At 63.3% G+C, this 20,930-nt stretch carries 19 protein-coding genes; 14 read left to right on the forward strand and 5 right to left on the reverse strand.

Features of this window, described 5'->3' with window-relative positions; all coding sequences use genetic code 11:
* The first annotated feature begins 189 nt into the window (after nt 1–189).
* The 4 genes from dnaA (at nt 190) to gyrB (ending at nt 6,508) form a co-directional block, all read left to right on the forward strand.
* Nucleotides 190–1,566: a chromosomal replication initiator protein DnaA gene (gene dnaA / locus EBS_RS00005; RefSeq protein WP_408065673.1), complete on the forward strand. Its 1,377-nt coding sequence runs from the start codon at nt 190–192 to the stop codon at nt 1,564–1,566.
* A 228-nt stretch (nt 1,567–1,794) separates the two neighbouring features.
* The gene (gene dnaN, locus EBS_RS00010; protein ID WP_043106724.1) at nt 1,795–2,895 is read left to right on the forward strand and encodes a DNA polymerase III subunit beta; all 1,101 of its coding nucleotides are present in this window, start codon (nt 1,795–1,797) and stop codon (nt 2,893–2,895) included.
* Nucleotides 2,896–2,968: 73 nt separating this feature from the next.
* Nucleotides 2,969–4,039 (forward strand): DNA replication/repair protein RecF, encoded by a 1,071-nt coding sequence (recF, locus tag EBS_RS00015; RefSeq protein ID WP_043106725.1) that lies wholly within the window; start codon nt 2,969–2,971, stop codon nt 4,037–4,039.
* 48 nt (nt 4,040–4,087) lie between these two features.
* Nucleotides 4,088–6,508, forward strand: coding sequence for a DNA topoisomerase (ATP-hydrolyzing) subunit B (gyrB, locus tag EBS_RS00020; protein WP_043106726.1), 2,421 nt, complete (start codon nt 4,088–4,090; stop codon nt 6,506–6,508).
* A gap of 408 nt (nt 6,509–6,916) precedes the next feature.
* Here the strand turns inward: gyrB and EBS_RS00025 are convergent, their stop codons facing one another.
* Genes EBS_RS00025 through glyQ form a run of 5 tightly spaced genes read right to left on the reverse strand, consistent with a single transcriptional unit; the run spans nt 6,917 to nt 11,533 of the window.
* Nucleotides 6,917–7,642 (reverse strand): lysophospholipid acyltransferase family protein, encoded by a 726-nt coding sequence (locus tag EBS_RS00025; protein ID WP_043106727.1) that lies wholly within the window; start codon nt 7,640–7,642, stop codon nt 6,917–6,919.
* A complete protein-coding gene (locus EBS_RS00030) occupies nt 7,639–8,172 on the reverse strand; it encodes a D-glycero-alpha-D-manno-heptose-1,7-bisphosphate 7-phosphatase (protein ID WP_043106728.1) in 534 nt (177 codons plus the stop codon). Before EBS_RS00030 ends, EBS_RS00025 begins: the two co-directional genes overlap by 4 nt.
* Before the next feature lie 9 nt (nt 8,173–8,181).
* On the reverse strand, nt 8,182–8,526 hold the full coding sequence (locus EBS_RS00035; RefSeq protein WP_231892816.1) for a nucleoside triphosphate pyrophosphohydrolase family protein: 345 nt from the start codon (nt 8,524–8,526) through the stop codon (nt 8,182–8,184).
* Nucleotides 8,523–10,610, reverse strand: coding sequence for a glycine--tRNA ligase subunit beta (gene glyS / locus EBS_RS00040; RefSeq protein ID WP_043106729.1), 2,088 nt, complete (start codon nt 10,608–10,610; stop codon nt 8,523–8,525). Before glyS ends, EBS_RS00035 begins: the two co-directional genes overlap by 4 nt.
* Nucleotides 10,607–11,533 (reverse strand): glycine--tRNA ligase subunit alpha, encoded by a 927-nt coding sequence (gene glyQ / locus EBS_RS00045; RefSeq protein WP_043106730.1) that lies wholly within the window; start codon nt 11,531–11,533, stop codon nt 10,607–10,609. The genes glyS and glyQ overlap by 4 nt, the downstream gene beginning before the upstream one ends.
* A 117-nt stretch (nt 11,534–11,650) precedes the next feature.
* Here glyQ and EBS_RS00050 point away from each other — a divergent pair, with 117 nt between their 5' ends.
* From EBS_RS00050 to EBS_RS00095, 10 genes are all read left to right on the forward strand, one after another.
* Complete coding sequence (locus EBS_RS00050; protein WP_052199145.1) at nt 11,651–12,694, forward strand: tRNA (5-methylaminomethyl-2-thiouridylate)-methyltransferase; 1,044 nt, start codon at nt 11,651–11,653, stop codon at nt 12,692–12,694.
* A gap of 29 nt (nt 12,695–12,723) precedes the next feature.
* Complete coding sequence (locus EBS_RS00055; protein ID WP_043106732.1) at nt 12,724–13,545, forward strand: DUF6502 family protein; 822 nt, start codon at nt 12,724–12,726, stop codon at nt 13,543–13,545.
* A gap of 466 nt (nt 13,546–14,011) precedes the next feature.
* The gene (locus EBS_RS12580) at nt 14,012–14,992 is read left to right on the forward strand and encodes a DUF5666 domain-containing protein (RefSeq protein WP_148307585.1); all 981 of its coding nucleotides are present in this window, start codon (nt 14,012–14,014) and stop codon (nt 14,990–14,992) included.
* Between the two features lie 321 nt (nt 14,993–15,313).
* Nucleotides 15,314–16,066, forward strand: a complete 753-nt coding sequence (locus EBS_RS00065; protein WP_043106733.1) for a transporter — start codon at nt 15,314–15,316, stop codon at nt 16,064–16,066.
* Between the two features lie 103 nt (nt 16,067–16,169).
* Nucleotides 16,170–17,285 carry a P-loop NTPase family protein gene (locus EBS_RS00070; RefSeq protein WP_070104694.1) on the forward strand — a complete coding sequence of 372 codons (1,116 nt, stop codon included), beginning with the start codon at nt 16,170–16,172 and terminating at the stop codon, nt 17,283–17,285.
* Nucleotides 17,263–18,711: an ABC transporter transmembrane domain-containing protein gene (locus EBS_RS13235; RefSeq protein WP_081999729.1), complete on the forward strand. Its 1,449-nt coding sequence runs from the start codon at nt 17,263–17,265 to the stop codon at nt 18,709–18,711. The genes EBS_RS00070 and EBS_RS13235 overlap by 23 nt, the downstream gene beginning before the upstream one ends.
* A complete protein-coding gene (locus tag EBS_RS14710) occupies nt 18,636–18,863 on the forward strand; it encodes an ATP-binding cassette domain-containing protein (protein ID WP_171816149.1) in 228 nt (75 codons plus the stop codon). The genes EBS_RS13235 and EBS_RS14710 overlap by 76 nt, the downstream gene beginning before the upstream one ends.
* A 146-nt stretch (nt 18,864–19,009) precedes the next feature.
* Nucleotides 19,010–19,777, forward strand: a complete 768-nt coding sequence (locus EBS_RS12590) for an alpha/beta fold hydrolase (RefSeq protein WP_052199148.1) — start codon at nt 19,010–19,012, stop codon at nt 19,775–19,777.
* Between the two features lie 20 nt (nt 19,778–19,797).
* A complete protein-coding gene (locus EBS_RS00090; protein ID WP_043106735.1) occupies nt 19,798–20,433 on the forward strand; it encodes a hypothetical protein in 636 nt (211 codons plus the stop codon).
* Entirely contained in the window at nt 20,430–20,858 is a 429-nt protein-coding gene (locus EBS_RS00095; protein WP_043106736.1) for a hypothetical protein, read from the forward strand. The genes EBS_RS00090 and EBS_RS00095 overlap by 4 nt, the downstream gene beginning before the upstream one ends.
* The last annotated feature ends 72 nt before the right edge of the window (nt 20,859–20,930 follow it).

A 20,930-nucleotide genomic window follows, 5' to 3' on the forward strand; every position in this document is an offset into this window, starting at 1 on the left:
AAGTAGGTGCTCACTCCTTCTTGTACGGTTCAACAACCTGTATCACGCACCAGACGCTACCTGTGGATAACTCAGGCTTCTGGCGCTAGAATCGGACACCGTTCAGACCCATGCCATGGGCTGTTTCCATCACGACAAGACGACCGGCGGCACGCCCGACCGGACGCGCGAACAGGCACGCTTCGGATCTTGACCATCGATACCTGGAACAATCTTCTGGAACGGCTGAGCAGGGACATCCCCGAACAGCAGTTCAACACCTGGATCCGCCCCTTGCAATGCGTGCAACAGGATGGCAAGTTGCGCTTGATGGCACCCAATGCCTTCGTGCTCGACTGGGTACGCAAGCACTACCTGGCACAGCTGCAGGCCCATCTTGACGAGCTGAGCAACGGCGAGCCGATGGAGATACACCTGGAAATCGGCAGCGCACCCAGGCAAACCCCGATCGTTGCCGGTTCGGTACGAGAGACACCACGACCAGGCTCCGGCGGCGCGACGGGCGCGCGCACTCCCCCAAGGGAACGCCCGTTAGACGACGATCTGCCGACCACCAACCGCGACTTCACCTTCGACACCTTCGTCGAGGGCAAGTCCAACCAGCTCGCACGCACCGCGGGTATCCAGGTGGGCGAGAACCCGGGTCGCATGTACAACCCCCTGTTCATCTACGGCGGGGTCGGCCTCGGCAAGACCCACCTGATGCACGCGGTCGGCAATCTGATCAAGCAGAACGACCCATCCGCACGTGTGCTCTACATGCACTCGGAAGGCTTCGTGGCCGAGATGGTCAAGGCCTTGCAACACGGCACCATCGAGCAGTTCAAGCGGCGCATGCGCGGGGTCAATGCGTTGCTGATCGACGACGTGCAGTTCTTTGCCGGCAAGGAGCGTTCGCAGGAAGAGTTCTTCCATACCTTCAACGCCCTGTTCGAGACCCGCCAGCAGATCGTGCTTACCAGCGACCGCTTTCCCAAGGAAGTCGATGGCTTGGAAGACCGTCTCAAATCACGCTTTGGTTGCGGATTGACGGTGCACATAGAACCCCCCGACCTGGAAACCCGGGTCGCCATCCTGATGAGCAAGTCGCAGCAGCTGTTCGATACGGAGCTGCCCAGCGAGGTGGCCTTCTTCATTGGCAAGCACGTGCGCTCCAACATCCGTGAACTGGAAGGTGCGCTGCGGCGCATCAACGCCAATGCCCAGTTCACGGGGCAATCCATCACCCTGGACTTCGCGCGCGAGGCCCTGCGCGACATGATCGACGCCCAGGCACGCATGGTGACGCTGGAGAACATTCAGAAAACGGTGGCGGAATACTTCAAGATCCGGGTATCCGACCTGCTCTCGAGCAAACGCAGTCGGACCATCGCCCGGCCGCGCCAGATCGCCATGGCACTGGCCAAGGAACTGACCAACCACAGCCTGCCCGAGATCGGTGAGGCCTTCGGGGGTCGCGATCACACCACAGTGTTGTACGCTACCCGCAAGGTGGCCGAATTACGCGAGTCGGATGTGCATGTGGCCGAAGACTACAACAACCTGTTGAGAACCCTGAGCAGTTGATGGGGACAAAACCGAGAGTGGCGCGACATGGAGTCACCGAAGCGATTTATCCACAGGCCGCCAACAGGAGAAAAGGGCTTCCATACCGAATTGACTGACAAGGCAAATCGATGGCAAAGTACCGTCCTGAAAGGAATTTTTTTTGAAGCCAGGACTTATCCCCTGTGCTAATCACAATAATAAGTGAATTAAATAAAAACTTTATTTATAGATAGCGGAGCGTCGGACATGAAGATCAACGCCAACAGAGACGAGCTGCTCGGTCCCCTGCTGAAGGTCGGCAGCGTGGTCGAAAGACGCCAGACCCTGCCCATCCTGGCCAATGTGCTGATCTCGGCCGCACCTGGACGACTACAGTTCACAGCCACTGATCTCGAGGTGGAACTGACCACCTCGGCGAACGCAGACATGGACGGGGAGATGGAATTCACCCTGCCGGCGCGCAAGCTGATCGATATTTGCAAGGCGCTGCCCGAGGGGGCGGCAGTGACCCTGGAAGTCGAGGGCGACAAGGCCACACTGCGCTCCGGTCGTGGTCGTTTCACCATGGGGATGTTACCCGCGCAGGACTACCCGGCCATCGAACCTGCCGCTGCCAGCGAACAGCTGAACCTGCCAGAATCGGTGCTCAAGCGGTTGATTGACAAGACCGCCTTTGCCATGGCGCACCAGGATGTGCGCTATTACCTCAACGGCCTGCTGCTCGAGATCACCGCCAACCGGGTGCGTGCAGTGGCTACCGACGGACACCGGCTGGCCCTCTGCGACGCCGAACTGGACACCGGCGTGGGCGGAGACATTCAGGTCATCCTCCCGCGCAAGGCGGTACTCGAACTGGGGCGGCTGTTGAGCGACGACGACGGAGCATTGCAACTGGAGATCAGCAACAGTCATGCGCGGGTACGCTTTGGCGATACGATCTTTACCACCAAGCTGATCGACGGACGCTTCCCCGACTATGAACGGGTGATGCCCTCGGGCGATACCCAGGAACTACTGGCCGATCGCGATGGTCTGCGCCAGTCGCTGACCCGGACTTCGATCCTTTCCAACGAAAAATACCGCGGCATCCGTTTTCGCCTGGCACCGGGATTGTTGCACCTCCAGGCACACAACCCCGAACAGGACGAGGCCGAAGAGGAGCTGGAGATCGACTATCAGGGCAACGAAATCACCATCGGTTTCAATGTGGGTTATCTGCTCGATGTGCTCAACGTGCTGGATACGGATCAGGTGAGCATGTCGCTGGTCGATTCCAACTCGAGCACGCTGATGACGCTTGCCGGCTCCACGGAGTGCCGTTACGTGGTCATGCCCATGCGGCTGTAGAGCGGCCTGGGCAAGAACATTGCCATTGAAAGAATAAAGGGGCGTTCAGCCCCTTTTTTCTATACTGCGCGTCATGTTTTCGGAACTCTCGATAAGGGACCTGCGCATCATTCGTGATCTGCGGCTTGCATTTTCTCCGGGTATCAACCTGGTGATCGGGCCGAACGGTGCCGGCAAGACCTCGGTTATAGAGGCGTTGTACCTGCTTTCCGTCGGGCGGTCGTTCAGGCACCGGGAGCCGGCACCGCTGATCCGCGAAGGAGCCGAGGCGGCACAAGTGTTCGCGCGTTTCCAAGACCCGGGTGGGGTGCCGCATGCGCTGGGCATGCGTCGTGAACGTCAACAGCTGGTGGTTCGGCTCGATGGGCGCTCCAGCGTGCGACGCTCGGAGGTGCTGCGCTTGCTCCCGGTGCAGTTCATCGGCCCAGACCCTCAGCAAATGGTTCAGGGACCGCCCGAGTATCGCAGGCAGGTGCTCGATACCGGATTGTTCCACGTGGAACCGGAGTACCTCTCGTTGATGCAGCGCTACAGCCGGGCGTTGCAACAACGTAATGCCGCCTTGCGACAGGGCGGTGTACTGGCCCCACAGTGGGATCACGCGCTGGGGGAAGCAGGTACCGCCATCGATACCATCCGGCGTTCCTATGTCGAGCGCGTGATTACCGGGACTGAGGCCCGGCTTGCGGATTGGAAGCTGAATTTGTCCGTGAGTTTTCACTATCGGTCCGGATGGCGTGCGGGATTTTCGTTGCAGGAGAGTCTCGAGGCCCATCGCGAGATCGACGCTCGCCAAGGCTACATGGGTGTCGGTCCCCATCGGGCGGACCTCGTCATCGACACCAATGCCGGGCGGGGAGGCAAGGTCTTGTCGCGGGGGCAGCTGAAAATGCTGGTGGCAGCGTTAATGATCGCTCAGGCGGAGATTCACCGGGAGCGGCTGGGCCGGGCGCCTGTCCTGCTTTTCGATGATCTCCCGGCAGAACTGGACCGCGCCAACCGCGACAAGCTCCTCGCTGGATTGGGCAGTGTCTATCCGCAAATGGTGGTCACATCTTTGGAACTCGATGGCTTGGGGGCCCTCGACGAGGCCAGGGTGTTTCACGTGGAACAGGGGGTGCTGTCCAGGCCCGCGGTCGGTTGAGGCTTTCATGTATAATGATGGCCTGTCCCGCAGCCTGTCTCCGCTTTCATGAACGATTCCAAGATCTACGATTCGTCTTCCATCAAGGTACTCAAGGGCCTGGATGCAGTGCGCAAGCGGCCTGGTATGTACATTGGCGATACCGACGACGGTACCGGCCTGCACCACATGGTGTTCGAGGTGGTAGACAACTCCATCGACGAGGCGTTGGCCGGTCACTGCAAGGAGATTCAGGTCATCATTCATGACGACGGATCGGTCACCGTCGCCGACGATGGCCGAGGCATCCCGGTCGGTATACACGAGGAAGAGGGACGCTCGGCAGCCGAGGTCATCCTTACCGTGCTGCATGCGGGTGGCAAGTTCGACGACAATTCCTACAAGGTCTCCGGCGGTCTGCACGGGGTCGGTGTCTCGGTGGTCAACGCCCTGTCCGAGACCCTGGACCTGGAGATCCACCGCGATGGCCATGTCCACCGGCAGGTCTATCACATGGGGGAGCCCGAAGCGCCGCTGGCGGTGGTCGGCGAGTCCGACCGCACCGGGACCATCATCCGCTTCAAGCCCAGTGCCGAGATCTTTACCAATACCGAATTCCATTACGAAATCCTCGCCAAGCGCCTGCGCGAGCTGTCATTCCTGAACTCGGGAGTGCGTATCTCTCTGCGCGACGAGCGTAACGAAAAGTCCGATGTCTTCGAATACGAAGGCGGCATTCGCGCCTTTGTCGAGCACCTCAACCGCAAGAAAACCCCGCTGAACGAAAAGGTCTTTCACTTTTCGGCCGAGCGCAATGGCATCGTGGTCGAGGTGGCCTTGCAATGGAACGAGTCTTACCAGGAAAACATCTTCTGTTTCACCAACAACATCCCGCAGCGTGATGGTGGCACCCACCTGGCCGGCCTGCGCGCGGGCCTGACCCGTACCCTCAACAACTACATCGAGAGTGAGGGGCTGGCCAAAAAGCAGAAGGTCCACACCACCGGCGACGATGCCCGCGAGGGCCTGACCGCGGTGCTGTCGGTGAAGGTGCCCGACCCCAAGTTTTCTTCGCAGACCAAGGAAAAGCTGGTTTCCTCCGAAGTCAAGTCGGTGGTGGAATCCCTGGTGGTGGAGAAGCTCGGCGAGTTCCTCATCGAGAACCCGACCGAAGCGAAGATCATCGCCGGCAAGATGATCGACGCGGCGCGCGCCCGGGAGGCGGCGCGCAAGGCCCGCGAGATGACCCGGCGCAAGGGTGTGCTGGATGTCGCCGGTCTGCCTGGCAAGCTGGCCGATTGTCAGGAGAAGGATCCGGCACAATCGGAGCTCTACCTGGTAGAGGGCGATTCCGCTGGCGGTTCGGCCAAGCAGGGGCGTGATCGCCGCACCCAGGCCATCCTGCCGCTGAAGGGCAAGATCCTCAACGTAGAGAAGGCGCGCTTCGACAAGATGCTGGCGTCCGCCGAAGTCGGCACTCTGGTCACCGCCCTGGGTTGCGGTATCGGGCGCGAGGAGTTCGACCCGGACAAGCTGCGCTATCACCGCATCATCATCATGACCGATGCCGACGTGGATGGTGCGCATATCCGCACCTTGCTGCTGACCTTCTTCTACCGGCAGATGCCCGAGCTGATCGAGCGCGGTCACATCTACATCGCCCAGCCGCCGCTGTACAAGGTCAAGAAGGGCAAGCAGGAGACCTACCTGAAGGACGATCTGGCACTCAACGCCTATCTCTTGCGCACCGCGCTGGACAATGCCGCACTGCACGTGAATGCCGAGGCGCCGCCGCTGTCGGCGACTGCGCTCGAGGCTCTGTCCAACGACTATGTGACGGTGGCCGTCATCCTCAAGCGCCTGAGCCGGCGTTATGACGAGCGCTTCATGCAGCGGCTGCTGTACATGCCGCGGGTGGACGATGGCTTGCTGAACGATCGCGCGGCCTTCCAGGAATGGATCGACGAACTGCAATTGCGCTTGCAGGCCGACAGCGGGGTATCCGACCAGTTCAAGCTGCGCCTGGTCGAAGGCGAAGAAGAGGGGCAGGGCGAGGCCCTGTTGCTGGAGCGCTGGACTCACGGCATTACCAACGAGCGCCGGGTGCCGCTGGAATTCTTCCGCAGCGCTGACTATCGCAAGATTGCTGACCTGGGCGAGCAATTGATCGGCTTGATCGGCGAGGGCGCCTTCGTGCGTCGCGGCGAACGCAAGAAGCCGATTGCCAGCTTCGAGGAGGCCTTTGCCTGGTTGATGGAGGAGGCGCGCCGTGGCCAGCACATCCAGCGCTACAAGGGCCTGGGCGAGATGAATCCCGAGCAGCTCTGGGAAACCACCATGAACCCGGAGACTCGCCGCCTGCTGCAGGTGAGCATCGAGGACGCCGTCAGTTCCGACGAGATCTTCACCACCCTGATGGGCGACCTGGTGGAACCGCGCCGTGAGTTCATCGAGCGCAATGCCCTGACTGTCGAGAACCTCGATATCTAGCCCGAATATTTCACCGGCCGAACAAGGCTCCACCTCCAAGAGGTTGAATGATCGGACAAAAATGGCAAAAAAGAGGCCAATCCTTTGTCCCCCCGCGTTGTTCTATCCCGATTCCGGCGGGTTCTCGCTCACTGTGGCTTGGTTTTCACTCAAGCGATAGCTTGGGCTATCGCTTTCGTACCAAACCGGTGCCACAGCGGCTGCGAATTCCGCCGGCCATCGGGATGCCGGTGAAACATCCGGGCTAGTCCGAAGGCCGGTGAGCCCCACCGGCCTTATCCCCAGAGTTATCCCCAGAGTTATCCACAGTTCGTTCCACAAGCCAGCGTCGGGTCAGCCTGGTGTACCCGTGCTGTTGCGCGACGGATGAAAATTACCGGAGAGTATCGAAAGTGAGTGATCGCATCGCTATCGAGGTAATTGCGAAGGGAGTTTTTCTACCTCGCCTTCGATCCAATCCTCGACCTCGGCGATGATCTGCTGGGCCTTCTTGCCGGTACTGGCGATGGGCGCGCCGACACGCACCTCGATGGTGCCGGGGTACTTTTTCACACCCCGTCGTTTCCAGTAGACACCGGCATTGTGCGCCACCGGCACCACCGGATAGCCGGACTTCTCGGCGAGGATGGCGCCGCCGATACCGTACCGGCGCCGCTCGCCCGGTGCGGTGCGGGTGCCCTCGGGGAAGATCACCACGACGCGACCGTCGTCCAGAGCTCGCTTGCCCTCCTTGACCACCTGCAGCACGGCCTTGCGCCCGGCCTTGCGGTCGATGGGGATGGCGCGGCAGAAACCCAGGGCCCAGCCGAAGAAGGGGATTTTCAGCAGCTCCTGTTTCAGCACCCAGGACTGGTGCGGCGCCAGCAGACCGCGCAGGGCGATCGTCTCCCAGGTGGATTGGTGCTTGGCCATGAGAATGGCGCCACCCTGGGGCAGGTGCTCCGCGCCCTCGATGTGGACACGCAGGCAGCAGATCCAGCGTTGCAGGCTGATGTTGAGCCGGCCCCAGTGTGTGGCCACCCGGTCGCTGAAGCGGGTACCGAGGAAACGGCCCAGTATCGCGATAGTCAGGCCGTGGCTGACCACGGTCAGCGACATGAGCACGAAATAGATCAGGGAACGTGACAGGATCATCGTTGTGTGAGTATCCAGGAAACGGCATGATCGAGGTCGTCGAAGGCCGGGACCTCGGGATAATCTGCCCGAGTCGCTATCCCGTGGCCTGTGAGCACCAGCAGCGGCATGGCGTTCGCGGCGCGAGCCGCCTCGATATCGGCGGTGTCGTCGCCGATCACCGTGACCGTCTCGAGCGGGGTGTCCAGCCGATCTGCGATCTCGCGCAACATCCCGGTACCGGGCTTGCGGCAGTCACAGTTGCTCGCCTCGGTATGTGGACAGGTGAGCAGGGCGTCCAGGTGCCCGCCGACGCGTGCCAGACCCTCGGCCAGGCGCGCGTGAATGGCGTTCAGTGTCTCGATGTTCAAGCGTCCCTCGCCAAGGGCCGGCTGGTTGGTCGTCAGCGCTACCCGATAGCCGGCGTGGTTGAGTCGGGAGACGGCCTCCAGGCTGCCGGGAATGATGCACAGCCCGCTGACCGACAGCAGGCCGCCGGCGACAGGCTCCAGCAAGACGCCATCACGACCCAGGATGATCAGTGGCTGCATGGCTGTCGTTCACTCCATGTCGCGAAACTCGGAGACGCGAATACGCCCGTTGACCATGCGTGACTCGCGCTGCATCAGCTTGTCCATCTTCTCCCAGAAGGCCTGCTTGAGATCGAAGTCGGCCGCGATGCCGGTGCCCATCAGCAGGATCAGAAGGTCGGCGACCTCCTCGGCCAGGGCCGCAGTGCTCTTGCCCTTGGTCACGCAACTGGAGATCTCGCCCAGTTCCTCGGCCATCAAGGCCACCCGGTAGCCGAGTTCCTCGCCCCCGGTGTTGCGGAAATCATGCTTGTCGTGAAACGCCTGTACGGCCGCCAGCATGGCGTCCCAGGAATCGCGATCCATCGTGTTCATGCGGATTCGCCTCCACCGGCCTGCAAGCGCCCGATGTCGGCCACCTGGAGGAACAATTCCCGCGCGCGTCGCAACAGGGCAAGCCGGTTGTTGCGCACCAGCGGGTCTTCGGCCATCACCATCACCTCGTCGAAGAACCGGTCGGTCGGTTCGCGCAGGCGGGCCAGGGTCTCGAGCTGCTTGATGTAATCGTCGGTGCGCAGGAGCAGGCCGCCTTCGACCGTCTTGATCTCGTCGAGCAGCACCTGTTCCGCCGTTTCTTCGAAGCGCTCGGGATCGACGGTCCGGGGGATGTTCTCACCGGCCTTTTTCAGGATGTTGCCGATGCGCTTGTTGGCGGCGATCAGGGCCTCGGCCTCGGGCAGTTTCAGGAAGGCCTGCACCGCCCGGATGCGTTGCTCGATATCGGCCAGGTCCGGCGGCGCCACCGTGATCACGGCCTCGAAGATGTCGGCCGAGACGCCGGCGTCGGCATACAGCCGCCGCAGACGGTCGCGCATGAACTGCCATACCGTCTCCACGACGCCATTGTCATCCAGGCGGTCACCGAGTTGCTCCCGGGCCTGATCCAGGAGCTCCAGTACATTCAATGAAAGTGAATGCTCACGCAAGATGCGCAGGGCGCCGAGTGCGGCACGCCGCAGTGCGTAGGGATCCTTGTCGCCGGTGGGTTTCATGCCGATGCCGAAGATGCCGACCAGGGTGTCCAGGCGCTCGGCCAGGGCCACCGCGATGCCGGTGCGGGTCTCGGGCAGACGGTCGCCGGAGAAGCGCGGCATGTAGAACTCGTCCAGCGCATGCGCCAGCTCGGGGTCCTCGCCGTCGCGCAGTGCCTGGTAGCGGCCCATGATGCCCTGCATGTCCGGAAATTCGTAGACCATCTCGGTCATCAGGTCGCAGCGACTGAGCATGCCGGCGCGCCTTGCCTTCTCGACATCACCTCCGATCTGTTCCGCGATGCGCGCGGCCAGCGCTGCCACCCGCTCGGACTTCTCGTACATGGAGCCCAGGCGCTTCTCGAACACCACGTCTCTGAGCGAGTCGATGTGATCCTCGAGGCGCTTCTTGCCATCCTGCTCCCAGAAGAAGCGGGCGTCGGCCAGGCGCGGGCGGATCACCCGTTCGTTGCCGGCACGGACCATCTCGGGCTCGCGGCTTTCGATGTTGGCGATGGTAATGAAGTGGTTCAGCAAGCGGCCCTCGGCGTCGAACACCGGGAAATACTTCTGGTTGCCCTTCATGGTGCTCACCAGCGCCTCGTGCGGTACCTCGAGGAAGTCCGCATCGAAGCTGCCGGCAACCGGTACCGGCCACTCGTTGAGCGCGGTCACCTCGTCGAGCAGGGCCTCGTCGATGTCGGCTACCCCGCCGAGTTTCTTTGCGGTGGCCTCGACCTGCGCACGAATGCGTGAGCGACGATCCGGAAAGTAAGCGATCACTTTTCCCACATTCTCGAGAATGGCGGCATAGTCGGCCGGGTCATAGAGGGTGATGCCCTCGGGATGATGGAAACGGTGGCCGCGGGTGACGCGGCCGGCCGGGGTATCCAGCAGGGTGCACTCGACCACGGCGTCACCATGCAGAAACACCAGCCAGTGTACCGGGCGCACGAACTGGGCCTCGGAGTCGCCCCAGCGCATGCGCTTGGGGATGGGCAGGCGCTCGAGCGCACGCTCGGCAATCGCCGGCAGCAGCTCGGCCGCGGGCTGGCCGGGCTGGTGCGAACGGAACACCAGCCATTCACCCTTGTCGGTCTCCAGGCGCTCGAGCTGGTCCACGGTGGTCCCGCAGGAGCGCGCGAAACCCTCGGCGGCCTTGGTGGGCCGGCCCTCGGCATCGAAGGCGGCCTTCACCGCGGGCCCGCGGCGTTCCACGTCGCGGTCGGGCTGGCGTTGCTCGAGATCGCGCACCAGCAGCGCCAGGCGGCGGGGCGTGGCATAGGCGATCACTTCGCCGTGTGCCAGTTGTGCCTCGGACAGGCCGGTCAGGAAACCTTCCTCGAGGGCGCTGGACAGGCGCTTGAGGGCGGTCGGCGGCAGTTCCTCGGTGCCCAGTTCGAACAACAGATCGGCGCGATCACTCATGCGCTGGCCTCCTTCGCTTGACGCTCGCGGAGCATGGGGAAGCCCAGGCGCTCGCGGGCTTCGTAATAGGCCTGGGCCACGGCTCGGGCCAGGGCGCGTACGCGCAGGATGTAGCGCTGGCGTTCGGTCACCGAGATGGCATGCCGGGCATCCAGCAGGTTGAAGGCGTGTGAGGCCTCGAGCACCCGTTCATAGACGGGCAGGGGCAGTCCCAGTTCGATCAGGCGTTGCGATGCCTTTTCGCACTGGTCGAACAGGCCGAACAGGAATTCCACGTCGGCGTGTTCGAAGTTGTAGGCCGATTGTTCGACCTCGTTCTGGTGGAACACGTCGCCATAGGTCACGGTGCCCTGCGGGCCGCGGGTCCAGACCAGGTCGTAGACCGATTCCACGCCCTGCAGATACATGGCGATGCGCTCCAGTCCGTAGGTGATCTCGCCGGTCACCGGTCGGCAGTCGAGCCCGCCAACCTGCTGGAAATAGGTGAACTGGGTGACCTCCATGCCGTTCAGCCAGACCTCCCAGCCCAGGCCCCAGGCGCCCAGGGTGGGCGATTCCCAGTTGTCCTCGACGAAGCGGATGTCGTGCACCAGTGGGTCGATGCCCAGCAGTTGCAGCGAACCCAGGTACAGCTCCTGGATGTCCTTGGGTGAGGGCTTCATCACCACCTGGAACTGGTAGTAGTGCTGCAGGCGGTTGGGATTCTCCCCGTAGCGCCCGTCAGTGGGACGGCGCGACGGCTGTACATAGGCGGCGTTCCACGGCTCGGGACCGATGGAACGCAGGAAGGTCGCGGTGTGGAAGGTGCCCGCGCCCATCTCCATGTCGTAGGGCTGCAGGATCACGCAGCCCTGATCCGCCCAGTAGCGTTGCAGGGCGAAGATCAGCCCCTGGAAGGTCGATACGTCCGTATCCTGGCTCATGTCTGATGTTTCTCCGCCGGCCGGCGCCGGACCCCGGATAAAAACCGGGGATTATACAGCCTCTGTGTCTGTCCACTCCTTATAATGTCCCGTTTCACGACATCGACAGGCATCTCCATGACCCGGCAACGCAAGGCACTGGCGCTCATCTCCGGCGGACTCGATTCGCTGCTCGCGGCGAAGGTGATCCAGGAACAGGGCATCCACGTGGAAGGCGTGAATTTCTTCACCGGCTTCTGTGTGGAGGGGCACACCCATGCCATCCGCAAGAAGGACCGGGCGAAGCCGAAACGCAACAACGCCCTCTGGGTGGCCGAGCAGCTGGGGATCAAGCTGCATATCATCGACATCGTCGAGGAATACAAGGACGTGGTGTTCAATCCGAAGTACGGCTACGGTGCCCATCTCAATCCGTGCCTGGACTGCAAGATCTTCATGGTGCGCAAGGCCGCGGAGTGGATCGAGGAGCACGGCTTCGATTTTGTCATCACCGGTGAGGTGGTCGGCCAGCGACCCAAGTCACAGCGCAAGGACACCATGCCGGTGGTGCAGCGTGACTCCGGCATTGGTGACCGCCTGCTGCGCCCGCTGTGCGCGAAGAACCTGCCCCCCACCCTGCCCGAGCGCGAGGGGTGGGTCGACCGCGAGAAGCTGTTCGATTTCTCCGGCCGTTCGCGCAAGCCGCAGATGGCACTGGCAGCCAGGTATGGCTTCACCGACTATGCCCAGCCGGCTGGCGGCTGCTGTTTCCTGACTGACGAACAATACTCGGTAAAGCTGGCCGACCTGTGGAAGGCCCGAGGTGATCGCCAGTACGAGCTCGACGACATCCTGTTGCTCAAGGTCGGCCGGCACATCCGCCCTGCCCCACACTATAAATTGATCGTGGCACGCGAGGAGGGTGAGGGGAATTTCCTGCAGGGTTACCGCAAGCAGTACCCCCACCTGCGCACCGTCAGCCATGGTGGTCCCTTCACCCTCATCGACGGCGAGCCCGGTGAGGAAGACATCGAGCTGGCCGCGCGCATTGTCGCCCGTTACAGCCAGGGCAAGCAGGCCGATGTGGTGGAGGTGGAGTACACCGATCGCCAGGGTGTGGCTCACACCCTGCAGGTGAAGCCGTTGGCAGCCCACGAGATCCCCAGGGCCTGGATACTGTGACAATTTCCCACCTTTGCTAGACTGCCTGCATGCAGGAAGCCCTGGATCGTCTGCCGACCGTCGTGATGGGCGCCGTCAGGCGTTTGTTGCGTCCGCTCGTGCGCCTGATGATCCGTCATGGCATCACCCTGCCTTCCATCGTCGAACTGCTGAAGCAGGTGATGGTGGAGGTTGCCATCGAGGATTTCCCGGTAGAAGGCAAGCGCACCACCGACAGCCGGGTCAGCGTGCTTACCGGGGTTCACCGCAAGGATGTCAAGCGTTTCCGTGAACAGGGATTTCAGCGCAACGACGTGCCCAAGAAGGTCTCGCTGGGCATGCAGCTGGTCAACGCCTGGATGACCGAACCGCGCTGGCTGGACGAACAGGGCCGGCCCAGGGTATTGCTGCGACTGGCCGACGGAAGCGGTCGGCCCGATTTCGAGACCCTGGCCAACCACATCAGCAGCGATGTGCGTCCACGTGCGATCCTCGACGAACTGGTCCGCGTGGGTGTGGTGGAAGAGCGCGACAATCGTGTCGCCCTGCACACCGAGGCCTTCGTGCCAAGATTGTCCGAGGAAGAGAAGCTCTATTATTTCGAGCGTTCCGGCCATGCACACTTGATGGCAGGCGTGCGTAACCTGGAAGGTACCGAGCCACCCTTCTTCGACCGCGTGGTGCAGTACCACAATATTCCGGAGACTGCCCTGCCCCGCTTGCGTCAGATGGTGGAAGAACAAGGCATGACGCTGTTGCGCGAGATCAACCGTGCGGCACGCGAGGTCAACGATTCGCAGGCATCGAAGCGGCACTCCTTTCTGGTCGGGCTCTACTGTTACCACGAACCTTCGATGGGTAACGATGACTAGACCGGAGATGTCGCGCGTCGAACAGCGCCGGGATAGCAGGCGCTTGGCTGCTCGAGGGCAAACCTCGGGCACGCGCGGCAGTGGCCGGCTACCGTTTGTACCTGGTGTACCTGGCGCTGTTCTCTCCCGATTCCGCCGGCTGTCGGGATCCAGGCGACATCTCCGGGCTGGGATCTGGCGTCGTTGCGTCCTGGTCTGCTGCCTGGCGTTCTGGCCTCTGCTGGTCGATGGTGCAGCTGCCGCGCGCAATGTCTGTGCCCTGCCCGGCCTGGCACCGATCCACGACGGTCTGGGTGGGACCGGTCACACGGGTGGCGACGGGGAAGAAGGTCTGGGTGGCACGGGGCTGGTACCCGGCGATGGTGTCGGTGGAACCGGTCGTCCCTTGGCCGGCCTGCACGATGGTTTGGGCGGAACCGGGCACAGCGGCGATGGCCTGGGCGGGACCGGCCGTCCATACGAGACCTTGCGTATTCGCGGTGTGGTCACCGGCTTCGGCAGTGTCTGTGTGGATGGTCTCGAAGTGCAGTATTCGCCGGCAACCCCGGTGCATATCGACGGCATGGAGGCCACCGCCGGCGCCCTGGCCGTCGGTCAGGTCGTGGATATCGAGGCCCGTCTGCAGGGCGGCAGCATTCATGCCGAGCAGATGCGGGTATTGCGTCAGCTCGTGGGCACGGTGGAACAGGTCGATGTCTTCGGCGGGCGTGTGCGTGTGGCCGGTACCCTGGTCGACATACCGGAGCGTGTTGCCGGACTGCGGATCCCGGATCTGCGTTCCGGCCAGCCGGTGATGGTCAGCGGCGTGTGGCGTGCGGATGGCGCCCTGCACGCCACGCGCATCGAAGCGGCTCCACGGCACGACATGGTGACCGAGCCGCCACGGCCATTGCGCCATGGCCTGGCGGTACTCCAGGGCGTGGTGGCACAGGTACGGGAAGGATACATTCGACTGGTGGATGGACCCTCGATTCGCCTGCCGGGCGAGGTTCCGGCCCTGTCCCGGGGTTCCCTGGCCACGGTGGTGGTCGAGGTGAATGGGCGGCCGGACGTCGTGTCGCGCGCCCTGGCGGTCACCGACATTGACGATCTGCACCACCTGACGGGACGCCCCGAGCCCGAAGTCCCGACCCTGGCCGACCAGCCGGGCCGGGCCGGTGACGACGAACGGGGGACTCCGTCACATACAGAGTACAATGCGGCAGACACGGCAGGGATGCACCTCGACACCGAGTCTGGTTCACACGAGGTGGAACTCGCCGACCAACCGGATTCCACCGAAACACCCGAGATCCCGGAACTGCAGGATGAACCCGATGAGCCGGATTTTCCCCAGGCCCCGGAGCCCCCGGAGTCACCAGATGAACCCGAGGTGCCCGAGGCACCCGATCTTCCGGAGCAGCCCGAAGTACCCGATGTACCGGAGCCTCCGGACGAAGTGGACTAGTCAGGATGTTTCACCGGCCGAACAGCGTTTGAAGTCCGGGCTGTTGCGTGATCGAACAAGAATGGCAAAAAGGGACGCCAAGCGACGGTCACGGTTTGTACTCCACGTTGCTCTATCCCGATGCCAGCGGTTTATCACTCGTTGTGGCCTGTTTTTCACTCGAGCGATAGCTCCGCTATCGCTTCCGCTCCAAATCGGCGCCGAAGCGGCCGCGAATACCGCCGGCTCTCGGGATGCCGGCGAAACATCCGCACTGGCCGGACGATTCCCGAGGGAACAAGCCCGCTTTCTTCTCCCGGATGGCAACAAGTAGAACCTCCCATGCGAATCGCCTTGCCACTGATGCTGTTGTCTCTGCCGCTGGTTGCCGTGGCGAAAGACGGTACCCGCCTGTCGTTGAGCGTCTACGAGGCCACCGGCCACTATGGAAGTCCCGTCCGGACCACGATCCAGAGTGTGGCACTGGGTCTGCGTCATCGCACGGGACACTGGACCTTGCGGGCCAGCATCCCCTGGCTGTACATCCGTGGTGCGGCCAACGTCCTGCCTGACGGAGCGACCACCGCGGGGAGCACGACACGCCGCTCGCGCAGAGGCCTGGGAGACGTGAACCTCTCGGTAGCTCGCCGCCTGTTCTACTACGACCAGGAACTGCGAGCCGGCCTTTCGGCCCGGGTCGCCGTGAAGCTGCCGACCGCCAGTCGCAATCAGGGCCTGGGTACTGGGGAACCGGATTTCACCATGGAGCTGGCACCTTATGGTTATCTGGGCAGCCATACCTGGTTCGCGGCCCTCGGCTATCGCAAGTACGGTGATACGCCGACGACCGACTATCAGGACGGGTGGTTGCTGCGACTGGGGCTGTCGCGCCCCTTGAGTGACTATCAGGCCATGGGTCTGAGCCAGCGTTTTCGCCAGAGCAATCGGGCGGGTCGTGACGATCAGCAGAGCCTGATGTTGTTTCACGACCTGCGCCTGGAGCAGGGCTGGCGGACCCAGACCTATCTCATTCGGGGCTTCTCGGATGCGACCGCCGAATGGGCTGGCGGGCTGTCGTTGATCAAGGCGTTCTGATCTATTCTCCTTCCTTACGCAAAACGTGACCTGGGTCTCTTTTCTTCCATTACGTGGGAAAATATCACATATATAATGAACGACCAGGTACTGGAGAAAAAACATGTCGGTGGAAGTCATCAATCCCGGAGCCAACAGCGGGCGGAAGCAGCAACTGCTGGATCAGGAACGCCTGCTTCGGGCCAAGCGCGGTTTTTCCACACGTCGTTTTGATCCGGCGTCGGCGCATGGCCTGTCGAGCAGGAACTATCGTCCTCGTGCAGGCGATCTGGTGTTGGCGCAAGTGGTCCATGTCGGCCACCACAAGCGCATCGAACAACCGGATGGACGGCGAGCGCACCTGTTTGCCGGCGACGAGATTCTGCTGGCCTATGGCAACCGTTATGCACCCGATCAATTCGAGGTCGTGGTGCCTTCCGATCTCGGTGAATGTGACCTGGTAGCCGCTGGCGGCATCGCCGCCCAGGTGGTCTCGCAGCACCGCAATACCTCGGAGGCCACGCGTATTCGCCCGTTGGGGGTGTTGCTGGATGCCCGAGGCAAGGTGCTCAACCTGCGGCGCTATGGGCTGCGTACGGCGACACCCGCGCCGTCGTATCCGCCAGTGATCGCGGTACTCGGCACCTCCATGAATGCCGGCAAGACCACCGCCCTGTCACGCCTGGTTCTGGGGCTGCGACGGGCGGGTCTGCGCGCGGAGGCCTGCAAGGTCACCGGGACCGGGGCTGGTGGAGACTACTGGATGATGCGTGATGCCGGCGCGGTGCTGGTCAGTGATTTCACCGACATGGGCTACGCGACGACGCATGGTCTGAACGGACAGGAGATCGAGGCCATCCTGGAGGGCCTGGTCAGCCATGCGGTGACGGCCGTTCCGGATGTCATCCTGCTGGAAGTGGCCGATGGCCTGCTGCAACCGGAGACCCGCCAGCTCGTGGAAAACCCCCGCTTCCGGGAACGGGTCGACGGTGTGGTATTCGCCGCCAGCGATGCCATGGGAGCGGTAGCGGGTGCGCAACGCCTGCAGGATAAAAAACTGCCGCTGCTGGCGGTGACCGGCAGCTTCACCGCCTCGCCGCTGGCGGTTCAGGAAGTGGTGCCTGTGCTCGAGGTGCCGGTACTGCTGAAGACAGAGCTCTCCGACCCGCAGGTGGCCGGGGGACTGCTCGACCTGCTGAGGTCCGAATTGCAGGGACATGAGGCTACCGGTCCTCTATAAGGGGCGCCGCCGGCGTCACCTGTTGGCGTTGTTCGGCAATGGTCTGCTCCAGGCCCTGCTGGCCACGGCTCTGGCCTGGCAGGCGCAAGCCATGTTCGATGGGCAGGTGCTGGCACCGGCTGGGGATTACCGGTCGGCCCTGGAATACGCCGCCCGCCTGCTGTTGCTGTCGGTCTTGATCGCGCTGTTGCGTCGGCGCGAACGCATCGACGCCGAACTGCTCGGCCAGCTCTATGTGCGCGATCTGCGCAAGCGCCTGTTTGCCCGATTGTTACGCAGTCAACACGCGAGCATCGTCGCGCAGCGCCGTGGTCAATTGCTGATCCGCTTTGTGAGCGACCTGAATGCGGTGCGCCAGTGGGTCAGCCTGGGGCTTGCGCGCCTGGGTGTCGCTGCGATCGTGATTTCCCTGGTGATGGTGGCCCTGTGGTGGCTGCATCCCCTGTTCATGCTGACGGTCGGCGGCAGTCTCGTTTTGACTACTGCCGCCTTGTGGCGCCAGGGTGTCACCTTGCGCCAGGCGATCGCTGAGGTAAGGCGTCGTCAGGGCTACCTGGCTGCCAACATGACCGAGAAGATCGCCGCAGTCTCCACCATCCAGTTGTTTGGGCAGGCAGAACGTGAACGTCGCCGGTTGGCGCGGCAGAACCGTCGGGTGATCCAGGCGGCTGGCGAGAAGGCCGCTGCCATCGGCAGCCTGCGGGCGATCACCGAGATCGGCGCCGGGCTCGCGTTTGCCGCCGGGTTGCTGGTGACGGCCCTTCTCGTCTCGGAGGGGCAGGCGAGCGCCGGCACCTTCGTCGCCGTGTTCGCCCTCATCGGTTTTCTCTCCACGCCCCTGCGTGATATCAGCCGGGTGCACGAGTACTGGTTGGCCAACCGGGTGGCGCTGGCGAACATCCAGCGACTGATGTGCCGCATCCGCCCGCTGCAACTCGCCGAGGTTGCCTACCGGGACAGCGCGTTTTCCGGGACCCTGGTGTTCGACGAGCTCTCTCTCGAGGGCAGCCTGACCTCCTTCAGCGCCAGTGTCGAGGTCGGACGGCGGGTCGCTCTGGTGGGTCCCAATGGGGCGGGAAAGACCTCCCTGCTGCATGCCATCGTGCGCCTGCGCGAGGCCGACGGGGGCGACATCCGTATCGACGGGGTGTCGATCCGCGATCTGCCGCTGGAACAGCTGCACGGTCTTGTGGCCTATGTCGGTAACGATGTCCCCCTGTTGCGGGCCACCTTGCGTGAAAACCTGTTGTACGGGACGAGGCAGGTGTCCGAGGACGCCCTGCCCTGCAGGCGGTCATTCGCTGTTGCGGTATCGACGAACTGGTTCGACGCCTGCCCGAGGGCCTGGATGTGCGTCTGCAGGAAGGTGGCGTCAATCTCTCGCAGGGCCAACGTGCCCGCGTGGCCCTGGCGCGGGCCTTGCTGAGGCGACCATGTATCCTGCTGCTCGACGAGGCCGATGCCCATCTGGATCTGGTCGCGGTCAAGGCATTCAATCAGGTGCTGGCGGATTTCCCGGGTACGGTGATCATGGCGACGCACCGACGCGATGCCGTCCGCCAGGCGGATATCGTCTAGCACCTGCAGGACGGGCGCTTGGTGGCACGTGGTTGTCCGGACGAACTCCTGCAGGGCGATGGCCCGACCCGTCAGCTGTTCAGTGGACCCCGTCCATGGCGCGAGACCCATGAAGGTTCGGGGCAGCGTCGCAGGAGGGACCGGAAATGAACGGCATCATTCATTGTCGACCCCCCCAGGAGGTTTCTGGAGAATGCAGTGGCACGACCTTCCAGTACATTGCCGATACGCAACCGCCCCTGCCCTGCCTGGTCCACCGTCCGCCGGGGGACGAGGCCCCGCGCGGCCTGCTGCTCCCGCTGTTCTCGCAACGGGATTATTCCGACTACCAGCGTCTCGGACGAAAGGGGCGGGGGCCGCGGGCGGATCTCGCCTTGCTGAAGGCCATCGAGCAGGCCCGGGCCTACCTGGCGTTGCGTGACGAGCGCTTCGATCTCCTGGGATATTCGGGCGGTGCCCAGTTCGCGCACCGTTTTGCCCTCCTGCACCCACAGCGCGTGCGGCGCATCGGCCTGGGAGCAGCCGGCTGGTACACCTGGCCCGATCCGCGGGTCCCCTACCCCAGGGGGACGGGCGCCACCGCCGCCATGCCGGGCGAGCGATTCGATCTCGCGGGACTGCTGCGTACCCCCATACTGGTCTGGGTCGGCGACCGGGACCGCGAGCGCGATTCGGCATTGAATACCAGTGAGCGCATCGATCGGATGCAGGGCGGTCACCGCGTCGCCCGTGCCGTCAACTGGGTGAGGGCCATGCGTCAAGCCGGCCTCCGCCTCGGCATCCGCACAGAAATCCGCCTGCAATTGTTGCCGGGCGTCACCCATGCCTTCGTGGAGGCGGATCGGATCGGCGGCATCGGCCGGCTGGTGTTCGACGACTTCTATGATTCTCCGACTGGCGAGGACACGACATGAATCGAAATTTCCTTTGGACGATGGGTTGGCTCGGGTGCCTGGCAGTCGCCGGTGCCCCGGCCTGGGGGGCACCGGCACCAGGCACCATCGCGGTGTATTCCGATGGCCGGGTGGTCAAGCTGCTGGAAACCAGGCAGAAAGCCACGGTCTGGCAGGACCATCGCCTGCGCCGCATCACCTATCCCGCCAATCCGGTGCTGCCGCCGCGTCAGCGCATCGGGCTGGATGGTCGCCTGCAATACCGCGAGATCCTCGACCAGGGCAATCCGGCCGGCCTGCTCGAGGCAGCTCCGGGCACCACGGTGGACTTCCGCACGCAACGGGTGAATGCGAAGGGCGTGACCTCGTCCCGCAACTACCAGTGCACAGCCCTGGGACCTGACCGTGTCCGCGTACTGGGTCGCGACGAACCGGTAAGGCGATTTCGCTGCGAGCGCTATACCGTGCACCACAAGCTCTGGACCCGGCAGGTGAAAGAGATCCGCGAACTGGCCTACAGCCCGCGCCTGCGCCTGATTGTCGATCAAGTGCGGCGTCGCCCCGCCAAGGGCACGGTGCGCGAACGCCGTCTGGTCGCATTGATCCCGCCGGGCAAGTACCGCTACGCCGATCTGCGATCGCTGCTTGCTGCACAACACGGAGGTACCGCCCAATGAAACGCGTGTTGCCCTGGATCGCCGCCGCGCTGCTCGCCGGTTGCATGAGTTCGGTGCCGTCGTTGCCCTCGTCGCCGCAACGTCTGGATGCCAGTGCAGTGCGTGCCTTGTTCGCGGACCACACCGTGGAGTCCTACAACCGCAACAACCAGCTCACTTCCTTCACCTATTACCACCCCGACGGCCGGGTGCTGCAACAACGCTTCTGGTCGTATCGCGCCGGCAGCTGGCGCGTGTTGCCGGACGGACGCATCTGCCTGAAATTCACCCGCGAGCGTTGCCGTCCCATCGAGCGCGTGGGTGGCGTCTATTACAAGGTGGTTCCCAGGAAGGGACGGGCTGTACGCTATCGCCAGTTCCTGCCGGGCAACCGCCTGCTGGCGAAGGGGGCCTCCTGGCCGCGAGGGCCGCAATTCCATCCCTGAACTACCGATGCCCCGCGCATGCGGGGCGCGATCGGCCGGCTATAATGCGCGCAGTCCCAGCACCCGGTCCTG

The sequence above is a fragment of the endosymbiont of unidentified scaly snail isolate Monju genome (genome assembly GCF_000801295.1).
In the GTDB taxonomy this organism is placed as follows: Bacteria; Pseudomonadota; Gammaproteobacteria; order Chromatiales; family Chromatiaceae; genus MONJU.

Excerpts from the sequence above, each read along its gene's own strand:
- dnaN (WP_043106724.1), top strand. The coding sequence starts at position 1,795 with ATGAAGATCAACGCCAACAGAGACGAGCTGCTCGGTCCCCTGCTGAAG.
- recF (WP_043106725.1), top strand. The coding sequence starts at position 2,969 with ATGTTTTCGGAACTCTCGATAAGGGACCTGCGCATCATTCGTGATCTG.
- gyrB (WP_043106726.1), top strand. The coding sequence starts at position 4,088 with ATGAACGATTCCAAGATCTACGATTCGTCTTCCATCAAGGTACTCAAG.
- EBS_RS00025 (WP_043106727.1), bottom strand. The coding sequence starts at position 7,642 with ATGATCCTGTCACGTTCCCTGATCTATTTCGTGCTCATGTCGCTGACC.
- EBS_RS00030 (WP_043106728.1), bottom strand. The coding sequence starts at position 8,172 with ATGCAGCCACTGATCATCCTGGGTCGTGATGGCGTCTTGCTGGAGCCT.
- EBS_RS00035 (WP_231892816.1), bottom strand. The coding sequence starts at position 8,526 with ATGAACACGATGGATCGCGATTCCTGGGACGCCATGCTGGCGGCCGTA.
- glyS (WP_043106729.1), bottom strand. The coding sequence starts at position 10,610 with ATGAGTGATCGCGCCGATCTGTTGTTCGAACTGGGCACCGAGGAACTG.
- glyQ (WP_043106730.1), bottom strand. The coding sequence starts at position 11,533 with ATGAGCCAGGATACGGACGTATCGACCTTCCAGGGGCTGATCTTCGCC.
- EBS_RS00050 (WP_052199145.1), top strand. The coding sequence starts at position 11,651 with ATGACCCGGCAACGCAAGGCACTGGCGCTCATCTCCGGCGGACTCGAT.
- EBS_RS00055 (WP_043106732.1), top strand. The coding sequence starts at position 12,724 with ATGCAGGAAGCCCTGGATCGTCTGCCGACCGTCGTGATGGGCGCCGTC.
- EBS_RS00065 (WP_043106733.1), top strand. The coding sequence starts at position 15,314 with ATGCGAATCGCCTTGCCACTGATGCTGTTGTCTCTGCCGCTGGTTGCC.
- EBS_RS00070 (WP_070104694.1), top strand. The coding sequence starts at position 16,170 with ATGTCGGTGGAAGTCATCAATCCCGGAGCCAACAGCGGGCGGAAGCAG.
- EBS_RS13235 (WP_081999729.1), top strand. The coding sequence starts at position 17,263 with ATGAGGCTACCGGTCCTCTATAAGGGGCGCCGCCGGCGTCACCTGTTG.
- EBS_RS12590 (WP_052199148.1), top strand. The coding sequence starts at position 19,010 with ATGAACGGCATCATTCATTGTCGACCCCCCCAGGAGGTTTCTGGAGAA.
- EBS_RS00090 (WP_043106735.1), top strand. The coding sequence starts at position 19,798 with ATGGGTTGGCTCGGGTGCCTGGCAGTCGCCGGTGCCCCGGCCTGGGGG.
- EBS_RS00095 (WP_043106736.1), top strand. The coding sequence starts at position 20,430 with ATGAAACGCGTGTTGCCCTGGATCGCCGCCGCGCTGCTCGCCGGTTGC.